This is a genomic window from Amphibacillus sediminis NBRC 103570, from assembly GCF_001552275.1.
GTDB classification, from domain to species: Bacteria; Bacillota; Bacilli; order Bacillales; family Amphibacillaceae; genus Amphibacillus_B; species Amphibacillus_B sediminis.
In genome coordinates, this window is record NZ_BCQW01000001.1 from 62,332 (window position 1) to 81,849 (window position 19,518).

Below are 19,518 nucleotides of genomic sequence, written 5' to 3' on the forward strand. Positions count from 1 at the left end.
CTACTCCCCCCTCTCCTGCTTGATTAGCTCGCTGATTAAGTCATTTATAATTTTTTTTCGTTGCAGTGAGATGTCTTCACCCTTCATATCTCGGTAAAAAGCAGTAAAAAGCTCTTCATGGGACATTTTTTGGCGCTCTTGTAATGTTTTAAGCTGATCAAGAGCTAAATCTGACTGTTTAACCTTGCGTTCTAAACGGAGAATGTTCGGGAACTTTTTCCTTAATTGACTAATTGGATCAAGTAGCTGGCCATCATCCAATAATCGAATATGGAGATAATCGTCTGTTCCAGGATAGCAGTCATCATTAAGCAGTTGATCAAAGTAATCCTCTAAGATCCGCATGTCTCGTTTTGGCTTTAGCTGAATTCGCTCAATATCAAGTGAACCATCTTGTTTTAGCTCAACTAGGTTTACTGATTTCTTATGCTTAGCCTCTGAGAAGGAATATTTTAATATCGAACCACTATATTGAATAGCTTCACGTTGTATTTTTTGTGCTTGGTGTAAGTGTCCTAATGCAACATAATCAAAGCAGTCAAACAATTCATGGTCAATGTAAGGGCTACCTCCGATCATGGTTAAACGCTCTTCAGAATCTGATTCCATTCCACCTGCAATAAAAGCATGTGTAATACAAACATGTCGCGCTTGCTGATCGAACCGCTCTTTGATTGACTCTATAACCTTTTTCATGGCATCCTGATGGGTCTGAACAGAATCATCTCCATATAATGTCCTTACTTCAGCTGGATCAAAATATGGAATGAGATAAAAATGAACAGGCCCGAATTGATCAGCGTAAGAAAATACTTCAATATCTTTGCTCAATTTTGCTTCAATTAAAAGCCGGTTACGACGAAAAATTCGACTACCAAAGTGTAAACGATCAGGGCTATCATGATTACCTGAAATCACAAGAATTGGTATGCTATATTGGTCTAAAAGTTTGGTGAAGGTATAATCCAACAGTTCGACCGCTTCCTTCGGTGGCACTGATCGATCATAAATATCACCAGCAATCATGACCACATCAGGTCGATATTGCTCAATGATTTGAAAAAGTTGTTCGATCATATAGGCTTGATCGTCGGTCATATGGACACCATTGACGATTTTACCTAAATGCCAATCCGCTGTATGTAGTAGTCTCATCTAAAGTTCCTCTCCCTTTTCTTTCTAAATGTTTGTACCTACTTGATAAAAAAGTTCAGCTAAAAGTGTAACAGGCAAGCCTAAGCTTGCCTGTTACAGTTCTTTCAATACAGCGTTTTACGACTCAAAGCTCTCCCTTCACCTATTCTACCTCTCATGCTGTGTTTCAAGATAGTCCTCCCATAATTGGTCAAACACATTAACGGCATTGGTGAAAGGGATATTCCATTCTAAGTAACGGCTAATTTCATCATAGGAATGGCTATGCTTTGGAAAATCATGTTCATGAAACATCCAGTCAGCCAGCCTCCGCTCATCTGTTTTCTGTTTTAATCCTCTATAACGCATCATATATTGGTGAAATGATTGCATCGTCATCTCCTCTTTTATCGAATACGGTCATATTGAATAAAATAGTAGTCATATGGATTATCCGTATTTTTTAAGCCTTTTTCCTTTTTGGTTATCCTCCATTCCGACAAATCGTATTCAGGAAAATACGTATCCCCATCAAAACTCTGATCAATCCATGTTATATATAATCGATCTACATAGGGTAAAAAAAGTTGGTAGATCTCACCACCGCCAATGATGATAATCTCATCATCTGTATTTTGAAATTGGTTCAATATAGCTTGATAATCATGAAAAACCTGTGCACCAGCAACTTTATAAGCTGTGTCACGAGTAAGGATGATATTATTTCGATTTGGTAATGGTTTTTTAAAGGTTTCTAAAGTTTTACGACCCATTACAATCGTTTTTCCTGTAGTCATTGCTTTAAAATAACTTAAATCATTTGGGATATGCCATGGCATCCAATTCCCTTTACCAATTAGACGATTGCGATCATGGGCAGCGATCATGGAAAACACGTTATCTCTCCTCCCTATGTCAAAGCTTGTTCTTAGTAGTGGTTCACTACAGTGGTTAAATCATCAGCTAACACTAACCCTTAGTGGAAAATGTTAAACAGCTTTTAAACAGCAATCGGGGCCTTGATTGCTGAGTGCGACTGATAATTCTCTAGTCGAATATCTTCAACGTTTAAATCAAAGATGGATGTAAAGCCTTCTTTAAAGGATAGTGTTGGTAATGGTAATGGTGTCCGACTGAGCTGTGTGTGAACCTGTTCAATGTGATTAGAATAAATATGCGCATCACCTAATGTATGAACAAATTCACCAACCTGTAAATCACATTCATGTGCAATCAAATGTGTCAATAAAGCATAACTCGCAATATTAAAAGGGACACCCAAAAAGACATCGGCACTACGTTGATAAAGCTGACAGGACAATTTCCCTTCAGCTACATAAAACTGAAATAAAGTATGACATGGTGGTAAGGCCATATTTGCTGGAACATCTTCCGGATTCCAAGCTGTTACAATATGACGTCTAGAGTCAGGGTTTTGTTTGATCGATTGGATGACATCTTTAAGCTGATCAATCGTTTCACCTTTTGAGGTCTGCCATGCCCGCCATTGGCTTCCATAGACTGCACCTAGATCTCCATATTGTTTGGCAAAATCATCGTCCGTTAGAATACGCTGTTTAAACTGTTCCATTTCGTCCTGATATAAGCGATTGAATTCTGGATCTCGCAAAGCTCGATTACCAAAATCCGTCATATCAGGTCCACTGTAGGCTTCACTTTCTACCCAGCGTTTAAAAGCCCATTCATTCCATATATTATTGTTATGCTCCAATAAGAAGCGAATATTTGTATCACCACGAATAAACCAAATTAATTCAGACGCAATTAAATTAAAGTTTACTTTTTTGGTTGTAAGTAAAGGGAAGCCCTCGTTTAAGTCAAAGCGCATCTGTGCACCAAAGATTGAATATGTACCAGTACCTGTACGATCTCCCTTTGTCACCCCATTATTAATAATGGATTGACATAGTTCTAAATAAGCTTGCTCATTTTTTGACATGACTTACCGCCTCCACTTTTTTAAAAAAATCTTCTTGTTTAATATTACAGAATAATAACATTTCGTTCAACATACATTTATTGATTTTGATCAGAATACACATTAGTAGACAGCTTAGTTAGTTCAAATTCAATATAAAGGAGGCGTTTAATTGTTGGCTCAGGCACAGCTTGATCAAGTTGTTAAGCAGTCAATTACCTATAGTTATATCATCAGCCAACCCTTTACCTTTTATGTTGATGCTTATCCAATGCTTCAAAACCATCTCCTTAATCAACAAGATCAGCATATCGCATACGGTGATCACAGCCCGGCAGTACGCGTCATTCAGCAAAAACTAAATAACTTAAGCTATTATGATGAGGAGATTGATGGTGAATTTGGTTTATTTACCGAATACGCTTTAAAAAAATTCCAAATAGAACATGCGATTGAACCAGATGGTACATTAAATATTGAGACCGTTCAGGCCATCGTGGCCAGCGAGCAACATTATTATATGAATGAGCTAAAAGCCATTGATTATCCGCTACAACATGGTCAGGAAAATGATGAGATAATGGGTTTGCAAAAAGCGCTTTATTATTTTGGTTACTATACAGCTAACATCGACGGTATTTACGGACCAAAGACAGAGCTCGCCCTTCATCAAGCTCAGCAAGCATTTGATTTACCAGAAACGACTACCCTATCACAAGCATTAGTAGAAACTTTACAGGAGGAAGCCAATTACTCAACTCTGAATACATCCGAAACGACAAAAGCTAATGAAGAACCTACAGCTCAATCAATTAAAAACTCAAGCGCTTTTGCTATGGATGAGCTGATTCAGTCAGCCAAAGCACAGCTAGGTGTTCCTTATCAATGGGGCGGGACAACGACAGCTGGATTTGACTGTAGTGGTTTCGTACAATACGTATTCGCTGAGCATGCTATTTCAATACCCCGGACAGTGTCTGAGATTTGGAATCAAACACAAGCGGTTGATCAACGTTCTATTGGCGATCTGGTCTTCTTTGAGACCTATAAGACCGGTCCATCTCATTTAGGTATTTATCTTGGGAATGACCAATTTATTCATGCGGGCGAATCAAACGGTGTTACCGTCTCTGCGTTATCAGAAGAATATTGGCAATCACGTTACCTAGGGAGCCGTCGTGTTTCAAAAAATTAGCAATCAAGATGCCATTCAGCAATAAATTGATGATAGAAATCTTCAAGCAGTCGATGTCGCTGTTCGGCAAGCTGCTTGGCTGTGTTGGTATTTAATAAATCCTTTAATTTTAAGAGCTTTGACTCAAAATGGGCAAGGGTAGATGGCTCTTGATCGGCATAAAGTGGTTGTTGTCTGGTTGCACCATAGCTAAAAGCCCGTGCGATGCCAATTGCTCCTATTGCATCAAGCCGATCTGCATCCTGTACAATACAGTCGAGAGTAGCTTGGGGTTGTTTTCCTTTACGAAATGACACCGTTTCAATGGCAGCTTGAATTTGTTTAATTTGTTTGATTGTAAAATCAAGGCTCAACAAGAAATGCTCAAGTTCTTGTTGGGCTAGTTCACTATTAGCGGTTAATTTATCATCAATGAGATCATGTACCCATCCACATACTTCTGCTAGAAAAGGATCGCCTCCTTCCTTCTTGGCTATCTTAGCGGCTAGCACTGCCACACGTCTCATATGATCGAAATCGTGTCCGCTATAATCTGAGCTAAATTTCTCAGCAACAAATTGCTTGATTAGCATTAATTGATCATTTTGATTCATTATAATCATACTCCTTCCAAGTCTTTGGTAGATATGGGGCAACTTGACGCTCACCAAAAAATACGCTATCATTTACTCAAGCAAAGAAGATGTCTGGATCATTAATGCAGTAGCCTTAATTGAAGTGGTGCAGGAACGATCCTACACTTCAATTGGGCTACTTTTTCTTCGTTCATCTTATTTGTATTTTAGTCACGTTTAACGTGGAAATCTAGGAGGATTATGTACATGCAAAACGGTATTGTCAAATGGTTCAATGCAGAAAAAGGATACGGCTTCATCCAATTAGAAGAAGGCGATGATGTATTCGTACATTATTCTGCCATTCAAGAAGAAGGCTTTAAAACGCTAGAAGAAGGCCAAGAAGTGACCTTCGAAATTGTTGAAGGCGATCGTGGACCACAAGCTGCTAACGTAACAAAAAAATAAATTTCAAACGGTGACCGTGGTGTCACCGTTTTTTTGCACATCTTAATCTAAGCCTTTAAGATCGTGGTTTAAACGAGATCAAGCCGATTCAGATAATAAACCGTTATTAAAAGGATGGCGATAAATCATGTTAGAAGTATATGTAGATGGCGCTACTGCTGGTAATCCAGGAGAAAGTGGGATTGGCTTTGTCATTAAAAATAAAAAAATCTGTCATCAAGGTTATGCTTATATTGGCCAAGCTTCCAATCATCAAGCAGAATTTGAAGCCGTTATTCACGCACTTAGATATTGTCAAAAACAATTCCCTGATACAATTCTATCAATTCGTTCTGATTCGAAACTAGTCGTTGATGCAATCGAGAAACGCTTTGTTAAACGTCACAGCTTTAAAGCTCATCTCAATCAAATCCTTGAATATCAGCAGGTCTTCCCCCATTGCTTTATTAAGTGGATACCAGATCAGCAAAATAAACAAGCAGACCGTCTTGCCCGATTAGCTCTCCAAACGAAACAATCAGCGATTACTGAATGCCCTTGACTTTAAATAGCTGCTTCGCTTCTTTAAAACTAGTAATCTGATGCTCTTTAAGCAATTCTAGCAAACTAATATAAAAGGAGCCATCAAACTGAAACTGTAAGCGGAGTGTGGTTTCTAAGGCAATACGAACCAAATCATCTGTTGCTTCAGTATATTTTTTGCCAAAGTAGATGAACCGAACCTGCTCGTCTGATAACTTAAAGCCCTTTACCCACAAATGTTCTAGATAGTCAGCTAGTGAGAGATGACCCAATCCAATCCCCTCTTCCCTATACGCCTTAAATATTGATTTTGCTCTAGTATACAATAGTCTTATTAAAATGAAAAGGTTACAAGAACAAATGTTCTCTTCTTTTTTAGCTCAAATAGGATTACTTGCTAATATGAGAACGAGCATCCCCCTTATTTAAGGAAGATGCTCGTTAGTTAGCTTAATGTTTCATTAGAATTTTTTTAGGATTTAACTTTAGTAAATAAATCATTGGAAAAATGATTGCTAATAAAATTGTTGTGATTCCAACTAAATAGACCATGAAAACGTATTGCCCATCAAAAGCGATCGTTGTACTGTCAATAATGGTTGTAATCATTTGATCACTCGTGCTTGTTATAGCTGCTGGTTCAGCAGTTTGGAAAATAGATGTGGCCAATTGATTGGCTAGTAATTGACCTGTTATTAAAGATAAGCTAAGGGCCAAAATGGTGATAATAGAAACCTCTAGTAAAATTTGACCAAGTAAGCGATGCTTCCGTTCACCTAGAGCTCTAAGCAATCCCATTTCCTTGCTCCGGTCTCTAAGAAACAACAGAATAATAACGGTTAAAATGCTTGTCATTGCGATAATTGAGCCAAAGAAGCTAGCTTTTGCGATTAAGCTAATATTTTCAATCGTCTCAGCCGTGCTTTGATAATGTTGATCGGAAGTGACAAGCTTAAACTGTACCATCCAATCGTTTTCTTCATCGATTAGGTCGTCTTCTTTTAATGAATGGATCGTATTCTGAATGGCCTCTTTGGCTTGTGGCTCAAAGATCGATAAGCTTTCCGCTGTATCTAACACAAACAGCGATGCTTTTACTCCCAACTGAATCAAACTTTGCCCAAACATTTCTTCTTGATCTTTTTCTTCAATGGGAAATTCGGTCTTCACCTTTTGGTATAAACTTAATAACGTTTGATTTGGCATGAAAATTCGCTCTTCAATACAACCAAAGCTAGTCCCACATTCCGCAGCTAGATCGCGAACAGTTGGTAGCGTATCATGTAACCCGATGACCTCAAAGCTGATCTGTTCTTGATAAAGCTGTTCACCTCGTTGCTCAGTTTGAGTAGGAGGGGCGTAGATAGTCATGTCTAAATGAAGTTGGTCTCCAACTTCAATAGGCGTATGTTCACCTGACTGGTCGTAAGCGCTGTTTAAGATTAGTACATTTGCACCTGTTTCTAATTCTTGCTCAGTAAAGCTCCTCCCCGCAACTATCTCGATATCCTTCTCATATAGATTAATAAATTCAGCTTCATTAACACCCGTTAGGCGTGAAGACAAGGTATAAGCATCTTGATTTAGTTCTCCGAAAGTCAATTCAACTTGATTTGGATTTAATAGGTTGATAAATAGCTGATAATCCCCATATTCGACATGGTTGAGCTGTTCAATATCCTTTAATAGATCAAGATAATGAGTAAAAATAGGCTCAGAAAAAAAAAAGACTAACGTTATTTGATGATTGAAAGGCTGGATACTGAACCGTCACACGAGCACCGAATTGATCTTTTATCTCCTGTTTAATCGTAGTGGTTGTTTGTAAAATGGTATAGGAGCCTGCCATGACGTTAGCCAATAATAAAGTAAATAAAAATAAAAGTAACGATTGAATTGGACGATAAATGATACTTAGCCAAACGCGTTTTAGTAAAGACATATGCTCCTCCTTTAAAGCATTATTTTTCGAGGATTTAACCTAAGCAAATAACTCATCGGTAAAATGACGGCGACTAAAATAATCAATAAGCACAAGCTATAAAGCACACCATAAAAACGAGCCCCAAATTTAATTTGATAGCTTGCTATGATTTCGTCTGTATCTAATGCCAAAGGGTTAATTACCGCCTGTTCTGCCTGTGCAACGGCCTCGTGTACCACCTCATCCGTATCGTCGGAATCTGCTAGAACAGGCTGATCTTGATTGACAAAGGTCTCTAACATATTTTCGGATAAATGGGTAACGATATAGTGACCTGTTAAGATCGATCCACTCACTGCCAACCAAGCAATCACTACAAGCTCTATCGTAACTTGCATCATTAAACGCTGTTTTCGTTCGCCTAATGCAAGAAGAACAGCTAACTCAAAGCGTCGGTCACGCAAAAACCAAAGAACAATCAGGCTAATCATGACGATTCCAAAGCCTATCGCACCCATCAAAATAATTGATGATGTATTTAACAAGCTTTCCATCGGTATGGCGATATCATCATAAGCATCAGCTGAGGTAACCAGCTGATAGTGCTCACGATCAAGTGTAATGGATTCAAGCAGTTGGTTAACTTGCTCGGTAAATGAATCGATAGCCTCAACATTCTTCAACTCGAATGTTGGTACACCAATAAAAATATCCAGTTGGTTATTCCAAAAAGTGACATCATCATAAGTCATCATGATCTCTTCAATACGCTCCGCCAACTGAATCATCGTTTGATTCGGGATAAATAAATTCAGATCTATTTGACTTGCACTATCGAAATTAAAGTTTATCGAGGGTCCGCTCTGAAATAGTCCAACTACTTCCAGATCATAAGGCTCAGTATGAATAAGCTCATTAGTGCGTGCATCGGAAAACTCAATAGTGAACCGAATAACATCGCCGACCTCAATCGATCTTTGGTTAGAATATTCGTAAGTAGATCCATTGATCAATAAAACAGGAAGGCCTAGATTGATCTCCTGCTCAGTAAATGTGCGCCCTGCTTCAATCGTTATTTCGTTAGAGACGAGTTCTTTAAAATCTGCCCGATTTACGCCAGTAAAAACATTTAATATATCAAGCCGTTCAGGCTCATTAAGGATAGAGGAATCATCTCGATATACTAAATGATCAGTATGAATAAAAGTCTCGATATAAATACTATAATCTGCATACTTAACCTCGGGCGATTGTATTAATTGATCGAGTAACGCTTTATAATCTTGATAAACCTCTCCTGCTAGCTCACGATCGGGATAGGTAAAGGCATGATTAATCGAACTCTTTACGGTAGCCTTTGCCCCCAAAGGTTCATCATATCAGTTTTGACGCTATTAGTAGCCTGCTGAATAGAAAATCCAGCTACGATCACGTTGCCAAGAATAAAGAAGAGCAAAAACAGAAGTAATGATTTAATCGGCTGCTTAATGATACTCAACCAGACACGATGAATGAAGCGCATCTCACTGTCCCCCTGTTACGTTAAATTGTTGCAATTTGCTATCTAAATGGAGAACAACATCAGCTTGTTGGGCTACTGCTTCAGAGTGTGTTACCGTAATCACACATTTATCGTGATCAGTTGCGAGTTTTTTTAATAGGGAGATGATTGTTTCTGATGTCGTACTATCTAAATTTCCGGTTGGTTCATCTGCAAAAATGACTTTAGCCTCGGTGCTTAATGCGCGTGCGATCGCAACACGCTGCTGCTCCCCACCCGAAAGCTTGGTGACTTTCCGATAAGCTTTGGATTGGTCAATACCAACTGTTTCTAACCAGTATAGCGCTTGCTTTTTAATTGAAGCTCGGTCGGTACGGTCACTTATGCCCATAATGACCATCACATTTTCTACAGCAATTCATATATGGAATAAGATTATAGCTTTGAAAAACAATTGAACTATAGTTACGTCTAAACGTATCCAGACCAATTTCTTGTAGATCCTTTCCGTCAAATAATACTCTACCTTGCCCTGGTTCATCCAAAGCACTAATGATCGATAAAAACGTCGTTTTCCCCGAGCCAGACTCACCTAAAATCGCATAAAACTTTCCGCTTTCAAATGTTAGCGAAACATCCTTTAAAATAGACCGATATGTATCCCCATCACGATAAGCATAGCTGACCCCTTCAACTGCTAGATCCATAAAAAACCTCCTTCGCCATTTAAATTTATCATCAATACTATAACATATATTGCAAAAAAATGTTTAAATATTACTATTTATAATGATATACATAGGGGTAGCGTCAGGAAAATGCGGATTTACAACGTTAAGGAAATTACAATATGAAAAAGTCCAATTTCCCAGTATTAAAATTGAGAAATTGGACTTTTGTCACACTTTGGAATAGCGCCTTTTAATCAAATAACTTTAATATTTAACGAAAGCATAGGTTACTTACTTATAAGGTTACCAATTTATTTATTGGATTTATATCTCCCAATTTACTAAGTCTTTGAACTATAAGGTTTTCGATATCCTCACTTAAGGACAATTGTTCAGATGAAAATGGTGACAGTTGTAAGCTTTCACCAATCATGACTGAATAAAATGCATGTTGAAACATTGCAATATCATTTGCATCATTACCGAATGCAATGTATTCCCCTTCTTTTACTCCCAGTTGTTGCAACCCACTCCATTTATCGATTCCTTTAGGGCTTATATCTAAAACTCCCTCACTTCCGTGAGAGTGAACAACAACATCTATTTTTCTAAGCTGTTCTTCGACTTCTTCCATATTATCTGATGTTAACATCAAAATTTTTACGATTGACTGGAGTTTATCCAACCTAACATTTTTAGCACGTCTTTGTGGATCTAGGTTATTTAAAATTGGGTGTGTAACAGGCCCTGTGTAAGCATAATCCCAATCACTATCTATCAAATAGGAAACATTATAAGTTCTTAGTAATTGAACAATATTTACGAGCATTTCTTCATCAAAGCTGACTGTTGATATGATTTCCCCTTTTATTGCCACCATTGATCCATTGCCACCAATCATTGGATATTGATGAAAACGGTCATGTAAGACGGGGAGTAAATCGCGTACTGGTCTAGCTGATGCAAAAATGACTTCATGCCCTTTTTTTACTAATTTTTCTAATGCTATTAATAACTTTTCAGAAACAGGCTGACCTTTAAAGCAAATTGTTCCATCTAAATCAAATACGAACTTCATTCTATACCACTCCTACGTATTATTGTTCTTATCATATCAGTTTATATTATAATAAAAAGGACATATGTCCCAAAAGGAGTTTTAATATGAAATATATTCAAGACTTGAAGCTACTTGATTCAAAATTACGAGAAAATCATATTGAAGAAATGTTTGACCAAGAAAAGCAACTTCCATTTACATTGCAGCAATATGAACAAGATGAAATTATTTTACTTGAAGGAATTGAACTGGAATCATTGTTGTTTTTAGTGGAAGGCAAAGTGAAAATAACATCAAGTGTTGAAACTGGAAAATCACTTTTACTACGATTTGTCCAACCTTTTTCCATTATTGGTGATATTGAACTAATTCGAGAAGTTCCCGTCCAATCACAAGTTAAAGCAGTTAATGAATGCTTATTAATTGGACTACATTTTGATTATATAAAACAACATGAAATGAATAATCCGAAGTTTTTGCATACACTTTTAGAACATGTAAGCTATAAGCTTCAAACCTGTACAACAGCTTCCCGTGTCAATTTATTAGCATCTGTTGAAAACAAATTTGCAAGTTACCTTATGTCCACGATATCACCTGAACCTGATAACATCTTTGGAATAGAGCTAAAGACTTCCAATATAAAAGAGATTGCGGATTTACTTGGCACGACATATCGACATCTAAATCGAGTTATTCATTCTCTATCCCAAAAAAAAATTATTGAAAGAGATAAAAACTCTATTCGTATATTAAATTGGGCCAAATTAGAAGAAATGTCTAATGGAATCCGATATAAGTAAAAAAAGGATACTCCTGTTCTCGTAGGTTATCCTTAAAATTCGTTAGTTCTCCACTTCTGATAATTTTCTGTATAGTGAAGCTCTAGACACATTTGTAATTTCACAAATTTGATTTACAGTCATATTTCCTTCTTTATAAAGCTTTACAGGTTTCTATTGTTGGTAGCAGACAATATAGAGATTTTGAGGAATATTTGTTATCAGAAGATCAATGGAATCAAACGAAGGAGAAAACGAGATTATCAGTTAGTTTATCATTCGAAGATTATATGACGAGAGAACCAGCAGCCTTAATGAAAGGTTAAAGTGGTTAGCTGCCAATTCCAACAAGTTGGACGGAGTTTCTCTTGAAAAAGGAAAGCTGTCTCTTGCGCGTTTAGAAAAGGATGTTCCAAAAGAAGCAAAAAAATTTAGTGCAAGTCTCTATCAGATGCTGCCAAGAATAAAATTAATCGAATTACTCATGGGTGTTGCTTATATAACAAGATTTCATGAGCAGTTTACTCATGCTTCAAATAATCGAAAATCGGATAAAGAAGAAACAATTATTATTATGGCAGCCCTTTTAGGAATGGGTTTGAGCAAGATGGCTGAAGCAACACCCGGACTTACATATAAGCAATTAGCCAATGTATCTCAATGGCGCATGTATGAAGAAGCAATGAATAAAGCCCAAGCCGTATTAGTAAATTTTCATCACAAATTACAATTGCCTTTCTACTGAGGTGACGGTACAACATCTTCGTCAGATGGTATGAGAATGTAGCTGGGTGTTTCATCACTACATGCAGATGCAAATCCACATTATGGAACTGGAAAGGGAGCCACCATCTACCGTTTTACCAGTAATCAATTCTCTTCTTACTACACAAAGATTATTCATACTAATTCAAGGGATGCGATTCATGTTTTGGATGGGTTGTTGCACCATGAGACGGATCTAAACATAGAAGAGCATTATACAGACACAGCTGGTTACACAGACCAAATATTCGGACTGACTGATTTATTAGGATTTAAATTTGCCCCAAGAATTTGAAATTTATCAGACTCGAAATTATTTTGGTTTATCGCAGTGTAACTGGCTTGGGCTGCGATTACTCGCCCCATCGAAGGGCATTTGTAAGCCGCCCACTTCAAGAAATAAGGGAACACGTTATGTCTAAGTGGGAGATCCAACAGCCAGTAACGGACCGATTGGTTCAACTAACGTTCACTGGGAGAGAGAGGAAGCTGACTAAGTTCGCGACGTCTGCACGAGCACCTCTAATGCGTCGAAACCCCCATTTTACTACTTTATCATCTTATCTGACTGTTAAGCTATTGCAAACGGACACGTGACTATAACTAGTCGCGTGTCCGTTTCATCATAAGTATATTACAAATTGTGGTCTGATTCGTGATTCTTAATTGAAAAACGCAAGCAGCTTGACTTTTGACTGGTCAACTTGGTTTAAGCTTGCTGTTTGAATCCGATTCAGAAAGCTGCTATTTCTGCTTGAACAAATATAGTGCATTAAAATTGATAAATATCTTGGTATTTTTTAGTCAAATAATCAATCAAATAATCAGGATTTAAGCCTTCACCGGTCACATCTTGAATGATTTCAAGTGGTTTCTTCATCTTTCCATGTCTGTGGACATGCTCGGTTAGCCATGCTTTAATTGGTTCAAAGTCACCTGATGCAATAATCGGATCGACATCAATCGTTTGTCTTAATTGATGATTTAACTGCGCTGCATACATATAACCTAATGCATAGGTTGGAAAATAACCAAAGTCTCCGGCAGACCAATGAATATCTTGCAGAACCCCTTGTTTATCAGTTGCAGGACGAATACCTAGGTAATCTTCCATTTTTTGATTCCAAGCCTCGGGTAAATCCTTTACCTGTAAGTCGCCATCAATCAACGATTTTTCTAGTTCATAGCGAATAATAATATGCAATGAATAAGTCAATTCATCTGCTTCAATCCGAATAAAGCTTGGTTTAACTTCATTAATCGCTTGATAGAATGACTCAAAATCTAAGGCATGAAAGCCAGCTGGCGCCATTTCTTTAAAAAGACTAAGATGACTTTGCCAAAAACCTTTACTCCGACCAATAAAGTTTTCCCAAAACAGGGATTGAGACTCATGTATGCCCATTGAAGTTCCTGTTGCTAGAATAGTTTGATAAAGCTCAGGAGCAATATTTTGCTCATATAGGGCATGCCCACCCTCATGAATCGTTCCAAAAACCGCTGTTCTAAAATCTTGCTCATCATATCGTGTTGTGACCCGAACATCTTTTGGATTAATATTAATCGCAAATGGATGAATTGTCTCATCTAATCGTCCTGCAGCAAAATCGTAGCCCATCTTCTCAAGAATAGCTAAGCTAAATTGCTCTTGTGCCTGTTTAGGAAAGTAGTGTAGAACTTTATTGACATCAACATCGACCTTTGATTGGCTAATTTTTTCAACTAAATCTGCAAGTGCCAGCTTAAGCTTGTCGAAGACAGGATCAAGAATGGCAGTAGTTAGTCCTGGCTCATAGTTATCTAGTAAGCCATCATACTTATTCTCCTGGTAACCCCAATAGCCAGCAAATTTTTTATTATATTCAACCAGCTGCTCTAAATAAGGCTGCAAAAGGGAGAAATCATTCTGCTCTCTTGCAGCCTGCCAAACGGTTTCTGCTTTAGAACGCAAGGTAACAAAAGCTTTGAATTCATGATCTGGAATCTTGCTACTCTTCTGGTATTCTTTTTCTGACTCTGCAACGGCACGTTTTATAACAGGGTTAGTTGCCGTTGTCTTCAATTGATCAATTAATGTCTTCATTTTTTCTGAAGTGGTTAATTGATGAATCTTTTCAGACAGTAAGCCAATTACCTCTGAACGTTGCTCCATTCCCTTTTTAGGAATTTTTGTTCTAAGGTCCCAATGAATGAGTGCTAATGCTTCTTGGTATGCAGTTATTTCCTTCATTAGGTCTAGAAATTGCTGTTCAATGGTCATTTTTTATTCACTCCTTTTTATGCTTCCCGAAGTATTGATAATAGTCGACTTTAAGATAACCGTTAAAAAGCTTACGCTTCTTAGTTGCCTTTGCACCAAACAATTGTTCAAATTTTTCATTTGATGTCAGGATATAGCTAGACCAGCTTGGATCCTGCCGTAGCGATTTGCCTAGATCACGATAAATCTGTTCAACTGTTTTCAGCTCTCCAATTCGTTCAGCATAAGGCGGGTTACTAATTACGTAACCATTATGCTGTTTCGGGTGAAAGTCTGATGCAATCATTTGCTTCCAATTAATTAGATCAGCTAAGCCAGCTTCAATCGCATTAGCTTTAGCGATCTCAATCATTTTTGGATCAAGATCTGTCCCCGTTATGTTAAGAGGCTGATCATACTGAGCCAATTGTTCAGCTTCTTCAAAAGCATTTTCCCACGTTTGGTTCGGGATAAAGTCCCATTCTTCACTGGAAAATGATCGATTAAAGCCTGGGGCAATGTTTTGACCAATTAAGGCGGCCTCAATTAATATGGTTCCAGAACCACAAAACAGATCGACTAACGGAAATTCAGGACGCCAATTCGTTAATTGAACAAGCGCTGCGGCTAGCGTTTCTTTTAATGGTGCTTCACCCTGGCCAATTCGATACCCTCGCTTATGTAAACCAGTTCCTGATGTATCGATCGTCAATGTGACTTGATCTTTTAATAGTGCCACCTCAATACGATACAGCGCTCCAGTCTCAGGCAGACGCAGTGCCACGCCATGCTTTTGTTTGAGCTTTTCTGCTACAGCTTTTTTGACAATGGCCTGACAATCAGACACACTATATAATGTCGATTTAACCGATTTCCCAATTACAGGGAAATTTCCGTTTTCCGGAATGTAACGTTCCCAATCTAATGCTTTCGTCTGTTCAAACAATTGATCAAATGTAGTTGCTTTGAATTCACCAACCACTATCTTGACCCGATCAGCTGTTCTTAGCCACAAATTGCAGCGTGGGATGGCCGATAGCGGTGCTTCAAAGCTAATTTTTCCATTATCTACTTTTACATCTTGATATCCTAGTGCTTTAACTTCTTGAGCCACAACAGCTTCTAGTCCCATGGCTGCTGTCGCTAATAATTTGACTGTCTCCTGCATGAATAAGCCTCCATTAGCTATTAACTTACATCTAAATTAGAAATCGTTTAACACCGAAGGGCTTTTGTAAGACTCACAATACAAGAAATAAAGGGAATACGTCTTATTATGAGTGGTTATAATGGTTTAAATTCTTGGTCGTGAACGCATCCTTCAATAAAGCCCTATCTTCCTTTAATCAAAAAAATAGAAAAACCTTCCAACGACAAAATGCCTTTGGAAGGTTAACTTGTTGTTAATAGACCAATGAATGTTTTATAAGCCATGTTCTGTACTAAAGTACTGCTTGCGGTGGTCAACCTTGTACCTTAGTGGTAATCATCTATCTACCATTTCACTGAAATGGTCCCTGTTTCGGTTCAATTCCCTACTCCAAGATGCCCCTACCAAAATTTGGGTTGCTCACTCGTGGGGTTTACCGCGTTCCACTCAAGCTGTTTCCAGCTTGACTACGTCACTGTGGCACTTTAAAGGACTTCGGTACATATCCATTAGACTTAGCACCTTATCCTGCCGTAAGTTGGATAACCAACTCCCTTGATTTATGAATTCATCAAGCACGAACACTACAAGCATCGCAGCCTGTGTGAGCATGGACTTTCCTCTACAATTAAAAATTGCAGCGATTACCAAAACATTCATTTAACTGATTATAAGCACTAGTCCTAGTATAGCACATTAATAATCATTTAGCATCTATCAATTTTTACCACATCAACCATTAGGCGTCTGTATATTTTTTACCAAACACTGCTTTTTCAAGATTTGACAAACGTTTTAATATGTCATAATTAACTTGATGGTTTGACGTTTGCGGCCTTACACGCGTTTGCTGTTCAGCTTGTGACTTTAGTCGTTCATTTTCTTGTTTTAATTGTTCGATTTTTTGATTAAAAAATTCATAATCCTGAATAATCGTATCTAAAAACTCATCAACCTCTTCTTGATTATAGCCACGCATTGATGTTTTAAACTTTTTATCTAAAATATCTTTTGATTGTAATTGACTTCCTTGTTTCATTGGCTTCACCTCATCATTTAACAACACTTAATATGTATTTTTTCAAATTTTTTAGAAAATGTCAATGTACAAGTTGGATTATTTAGAGCAGTCTATCATGCAGCCTAGTAAATTTATCACAGTTAGCCTTACCAGTCATGGTTTGCTTGATATTCTCTCGCAATTTCTTCCAGGTCAAAGGGTGTAATGTAACGAATTAGATAATCAGACTGCTTCTGGTAAGCTTTTGCTTCTTTTAAAAAGTACTGGACACTGCCAGGGAACTCTTCATCGACTAAAATCAGACTCGCATCGCTTTTGTCTAATAACCATTTGTTCTTGGCTGAAAACTGATAAGCCCCTTGATATTCCCCTTGATAAAGCAAAGCATAGTAATGAGCCTGATCAATGATTTGTTGATAAGCCTCTTGATTTGCTTCAGACCACCATTTCTGTTGATTTTCAAAGGGAGGAATAACGGCATATTTAATTGGATAGCTTGACGAAAGTTTGTTAACAACCTGACAAGCCCAGAGTTCCACACCTATTTGTCCTGAAGTAACGATCCATTCTGTTCCATTTTCAATAAATGACAGGATTGCTTGTTCAAGTGCCTGCTTAATATAGTTAATCCGATCATCAGTGTTCGAGCGAATATTCAATTCAGCTGCTTTGTAACCTGTTATAGCTAAAACTTTACCCATTTGTTCGTAATCCTTCCAATTTTAACTTTAACCTATTTATCACAGTGTAACTGGCTGGGGCTGCGATTACTCGCCCCATCGAAGGGCTTTTGTAAGCCTCCCACTTTAAGAAATAAGGGAATACGTCATGTCTAAGTGGGAGATCCAACTGCCAGTAACGGCCCGATTGGTTCAACTAACCGTGTCGAACCCCCCAATGAACGGAGTTTCACTTTATTACTTTGTTACTATATACAACAAAATGATCTTTTTCTCCAACTGATATAACTTCCAGATCTCACTTTGCTTTCATAAAATATCTAAATCAAAGGATTAAGTACCAGTGATTATCTTCAAAAATTTCGGGTAAAAGAACGGCAGGCAAGCCTAAGCTTGCCCGCTCCAACTCTTATGTGCATCGCCTTCTATATCCGCTTTCGATTCTTACCTTTGTCATTAGGCTAACGCCATTGATTAAAACCTTGTGGCCAAGTTGGTCCACCATAGACATTTGTTTGGTTAACCGTTTGTCCATAAGAGGTTGTTTGTGGATAATAATGAGTATTATGAATCGTATGGTGATCTGTTACAGTCGTGTGGGTTGGATGCACATAATTAACATGGCTTTGACTGCACGTATTGACATGCTGATGCTTTGTTGGGCAAACAATGGTTTGAACTGGTCCAGTTTGACAGCAATGTCTCCTTTTCCGCATTTTAATCCCCTTTCCTTTTTTGGATTCATAATAGCTTATGTGCATTAATCCAAGAGGTGGCGGGCATCTGACCATGTTTTGGTATTTTTTTTAGTTTAATGACTTAATAATAAATCAAATACATATTGGATCGCTTGATATAATTCCATGTAGCGTTGCTTTTTTACATCAATATAATAGCTATGCATTAAAATTAGTTCAAAGTTCTCTTTTGTAGCGATTACCTGTTGAGGATGCACATGAAACTGACGTTGTTTAATAGCTGCTAAGGTCTCTTCTTCCCATTTATGAATTAAGTCGAATAACGGCTCTGCTTCTTTTCTTACCATTTCAAAAAATTGTGGGTCCCTCTTGTTTTCAGGCTTTTGATCAGTTAAAAACTTTTCTTTTAACGAAAAGCACGCATTTTTTAACGTATGTGTCATTTCAATGACCATGACTCACACTCCTTCTCCTCTTACACTTTATCATGCGTCCCTCTTTTCGTAAACCGTTATCGTTTCGGATATATGATCAATTAGCTTTGCTAACGCTCGATTTCGATGTCAATTTTCAAATATTACTTATTTACAAAAAACTAAGAAGAGACTTGGCGATCGTCTGGATACCTTTAGCTACGCCGATTATGGAAAAATAAGGAGTGGACTGTCATTCAATAATCTTTGAGCAATCTCTTATCGTTAAAAATCTCCTTTTGATTGATTCAATAAAGCTTTCTTTGGTGAGAACTTGCTGATTAATCCTTTTATGTTCAAGTGCACCAATTTGATCACGCAATTGAAAAATTCGCTCTGCACACTGCTGATGCTGATAACAGATCTGGGTATCTACCTCAAAAGTAATCTTTTGTTCCATTTTGCTTAACATGGTATTAAGATTTAATAACTTTGTTTCAAATTTTTTTAGCCCGTTCTGTTGCTTCATATCTTTCAGCTCCTTATTGACTTATTGCTATAATTAATTGTATGTATAAGCATCTTGTTCCTGCACTGTTGACAAAACTAGTGTCTGACGAACAAAACTAGTGTTTTTTTGGCTATTTTTTTAATAGAAAAATGACAGTTGGAACTTATATAATAAAAGAAAGATGTTAATACTAGATTCAACAAAGTATTTTCATAGTTATTTAGCCTCTTTTTATCAATCGTCTATCATTTTAATTCTCAAACTAGATTGTTTTCTGGTATGATACATTCT

General features: G+C 37.5%; 24 protein-coding genes, 1 other RNA gene and 2 pseudogenes. 5 read left to right on the forward strand and 22 right to left on the reverse strand.

The window, feature by feature from the left end:
* From ASE01S_RS00275 to ASE01S_RS00290, 4 genes are all read right to left on the reverse strand, one after another.
* Positions 1 to 1,155 carry an exonuclease SbcCD subunit D gene (locus ASE01S_RS00275; RefSeq protein ID WP_067836367.1) on the reverse strand — a complete coding sequence of 385 codons (1,155 nt, stop codon included), beginning with the start codon at positions 1,153 to 1,155 and terminating at the stop codon, positions 1 to 3.
* Between the two features lie 147 nt (positions 1,156 to 1,302).
* Positions 1,303 to 1,527: a YozE family protein gene (locus ASE01S_RS00280; RefSeq protein WP_067836371.1), complete on the reverse strand. Its 225-nt coding sequence runs from the start codon at positions 1,525 to 1,527 to the stop codon at positions 1,303 to 1,305.
* A gap of 14 nt (positions 1,528 to 1,541) precedes the next feature.
* A complete protein-coding gene (locus tag ASE01S_RS00285) occupies positions 1,542 to 2,021 on the reverse strand; it encodes a dihydrofolate reductase (protein WP_306303205.1) in 480 nt (159 codons plus the stop codon).
* A 113-nt stretch (positions 2,022 to 2,134) separates the two neighbouring features.
* Positions 2,135 to 3,094: a thymidylate synthase gene (locus ASE01S_RS00290; RefSeq protein WP_067836379.1), complete on the reverse strand. Its 960-nt coding sequence runs from the start codon at positions 3,092 to 3,094 to the stop codon at positions 2,135 to 2,137.
* A 151-nt stretch (positions 3,095 to 3,245) separates the two neighbouring features.
* Here ASE01S_RS00290 and ASE01S_RS00295 point away from each other — a divergent pair, with 151 nt between their 5' ends.
* Entirely contained in the window at positions 3,246 to 4,268 is a 1,023-nt protein-coding gene (locus ASE01S_RS00295; protein WP_067836383.1) for a C40 family peptidase, read from the forward strand.
* On the opposite strand, the gene ASE01S_RS00300 is transcribed toward ASE01S_RS00295, so the two are convergent.
* On the reverse strand, positions 4,265 to 4,861 hold the full coding sequence (locus ASE01S_RS00300) for an HD domain-containing protein (RefSeq protein WP_067836386.1): 597 nt from the start codon (positions 4,859 to 4,861) through the stop codon (positions 4,265 to 4,267). The two genes, ASE01S_RS00295 and ASE01S_RS00300, sit on opposite strands and share 4 nt — an antisense overlap.
* Before the next feature lie 228 nt (positions 4,862 to 5,089).
* On the opposite strand from ASE01S_RS00300, the gene ASE01S_RS00305 reads away from it, so the two are divergent.
* Positions 5,090 to 5,290: a cold-shock protein gene (locus tag ASE01S_RS00305; protein ID WP_067836389.1), complete on the forward strand. Its 201-nt coding sequence runs from the start codon at positions 5,090 to 5,092 to the stop codon at positions 5,288 to 5,290.
* A gap of 127 nt (positions 5,291 to 5,417) precedes the next feature.
* Entirely contained in the window at positions 5,418 to 5,831 is a 414-nt protein-coding gene (locus ASE01S_RS00310) for a ribonuclease HI family protein (protein ID WP_067836392.1), read from the forward strand.
* Here ASE01S_RS00310 and ASE01S_RS00315 read toward each other — a convergent pair.
* From ASE01S_RS00315 to ASE01S_RS00340, 8 genes are all read right to left on the reverse strand, one after another.
* Complete coding sequence (locus tag ASE01S_RS00315; protein ID WP_067836395.1) at positions 5,815 to 6,084, reverse strand: DUF6123 family protein; 270 nt, start codon at positions 6,082 to 6,084, stop codon at positions 5,815 to 5,817. The two genes, ASE01S_RS00310 and ASE01S_RS00315, sit on opposite strands and share 17 nt — an antisense overlap.
* Positions 6,085 to 6,262: 178 nt before the next feature.
* Positions 6,263 to 7,378, reverse strand: a complete 1,116-nt coding sequence (locus tag ASE01S_RS00320) for an FtsX-like permease family protein (RefSeq protein WP_067836399.1) — start codon at positions 7,376 to 7,378, stop codon at positions 6,263 to 6,265.
* A gap of 148 nt (positions 7,379 to 7,526) precedes the next feature.
* Positions 7,527 to 7,754, reverse strand: coding sequence for a hypothetical protein (locus tag ASE01S_RS00325; RefSeq protein WP_067836402.1), 228 nt, complete (start codon positions 7,752 to 7,754; stop codon positions 7,527 to 7,529).
* Positions 7,755 to 7,765: 11 nt separating this feature from the next.
* Positions 7,766 to 9,103: an ABC transporter permease family protein gene (locus ASE01S_RS00330; RefSeq protein WP_067836405.1), complete on the reverse strand. Its 1,338-nt coding sequence runs from the start codon at positions 9,101 to 9,103 to the stop codon at positions 7,766 to 7,768.
* Positions 9,082 to 9,258 (reverse strand): hypothetical protein, encoded by a 177-nt coding sequence (locus tag ASE01S_RS15665; RefSeq protein ID WP_157065114.1) that lies wholly within the window; start codon positions 9,256 to 9,258, stop codon positions 9,082 to 9,084. The genes ASE01S_RS00330 and ASE01S_RS15665 overlap by 22 nt, the downstream gene beginning before the upstream one ends.
* A gap of 1 nt (position 9,259) precedes the next feature.
* Complete coding sequence (locus tag ASE01S_RS16375; RefSeq protein ID WP_306303203.1) at positions 9,260 to 9,628, reverse strand: ATP-binding cassette domain-containing protein; 369 nt, start codon at positions 9,626 to 9,628, stop codon at positions 9,260 to 9,262.
* A complete protein-coding gene (locus tag ASE01S_RS16380; RefSeq protein WP_157065116.1) occupies positions 9,615 to 9,944 on the reverse strand; it encodes an ATP-binding cassette domain-containing protein in 330 nt (109 codons plus the stop codon). Before ASE01S_RS16380 ends, ASE01S_RS16375 begins: the two co-directional genes overlap by 14 nt.
* Before the next feature lie 259 nt (positions 9,945 to 10,203).
* Complete coding sequence (locus ASE01S_RS00340) at positions 10,204 to 10,986, reverse strand: HAD-IIB family hydrolase (RefSeq protein WP_067836408.1); 783 nt, start codon at positions 10,984 to 10,986, stop codon at positions 10,204 to 10,206.
* An 86-nt stretch (positions 10,987 to 11,072) separates the two neighbouring features.
* Here ASE01S_RS00340 and ASE01S_RS00345 point away from each other — a divergent pair, with 86 nt between their 5' ends.
* Positions 11,073 to 11,771, forward strand: coding sequence for a Crp/Fnr family transcriptional regulator (locus ASE01S_RS00345; RefSeq protein WP_067836409.1), 699 nt, complete (start codon positions 11,073 to 11,075; stop codon positions 11,769 to 11,771).
* 42 nt (positions 11,772 to 11,813) lie between these two features.
* Here ASE01S_RS00345 and ASE01S_RS15425 read toward each other — a convergent pair.
* Positions 11,814 to 11,918 (reverse strand): annotated as a pseudogene (locus ASE01S_RS15425) (helix-turn-helix domain-containing protein); the annotation flags it as partial.
* Here ASE01S_RS15425 and ASE01S_RS00350 point away from each other — a divergent pair.
* Positions 11,909 to 12,807 (forward strand): annotated as a pseudogene (locus ASE01S_RS00350) (Tn3 family transposase); the annotation flags it as partial. The pseudogenes ASE01S_RS15425 and ASE01S_RS00350 overlap by 10 nt on opposite strands.
* A 480-nt stretch (positions 12,808 to 13,287) precedes the next feature.
* Here ASE01S_RS00350 and ASE01S_RS00355 read toward each other — a convergent pair.
* The 8 genes from ASE01S_RS00355 to ASE01S_RS00390 form a co-directional block, all read right to left on the reverse strand.
* The gene (locus tag ASE01S_RS00355; protein ID WP_067836413.1) at positions 13,288 to 14,775 is read right to left on the reverse strand and encodes a carboxypeptidase M32; all 1,488 of its coding nucleotides are present in this window, start codon (positions 14,773 to 14,775) and stop codon (positions 13,288 to 13,290) included.
* A 7-nt stretch (positions 14,776 to 14,782) separates the two neighbouring features.
* Complete coding sequence (locus tag ASE01S_RS00360) at positions 14,783 to 15,922, reverse strand: THUMP domain-containing class I SAM-dependent RNA methyltransferase (RefSeq protein ID WP_067836416.1); 1,140 nt, start codon at positions 15,920 to 15,922, stop codon at positions 14,783 to 14,785.
* 253 nt (positions 15,923 to 16,175) lie between these two features.
* Positions 16,176 to 16,560, reverse strand: an RNA gene (rnpB, locus tag ASE01S_RS00365) — RNase P RNA component class B.
* Positions 16,561 to 16,643: 83 nt separating this feature from the next.
* Positions 16,644 to 16,943 (reverse strand): cell division regulator GpsB, encoded by a 300-nt coding sequence (gpsB, locus tag ASE01S_RS00370; protein WP_067836419.1) that lies wholly within the window; start codon positions 16,941 to 16,943, stop codon positions 16,644 to 16,646.
* A 128-nt stretch (positions 16,944 to 17,071) separates the two neighbouring features.
* Positions 17,072 to 17,626: an SLOG family protein gene (locus ASE01S_RS00375; RefSeq protein ID WP_067836424.1), complete on the reverse strand. Its 555-nt coding sequence runs from the start codon at positions 17,624 to 17,626 to the stop codon at positions 17,072 to 17,074.
* 440 nt (positions 17,627 to 18,066) lie between these two features.
* Positions 18,067 to 18,321 (reverse strand): CotD family spore coat protein, encoded by a 255-nt coding sequence (locus tag ASE01S_RS00380; protein ID WP_067836426.1) that lies wholly within the window; start codon positions 18,319 to 18,321, stop codon positions 18,067 to 18,069.
* Between the two features lie 95 nt (positions 18,322 to 18,416).
* Positions 18,417 to 18,758, reverse strand: coding sequence for a DUF1798 family protein (locus ASE01S_RS00385; protein WP_067836429.1), 342 nt, complete (start codon positions 18,756 to 18,758; stop codon positions 18,417 to 18,419).
* A gap of 211 nt (positions 18,759 to 18,969) precedes the next feature.
* On the reverse strand, positions 18,970 to 19,245 hold the full coding sequence (locus ASE01S_RS00390; protein ID WP_067836432.1) for a hypothetical protein: 276 nt from the start codon (positions 19,243 to 19,245) through the stop codon (positions 18,970 to 18,972).
* Positions 19,246 to 19,518 lie beyond the last annotated feature (273 nt).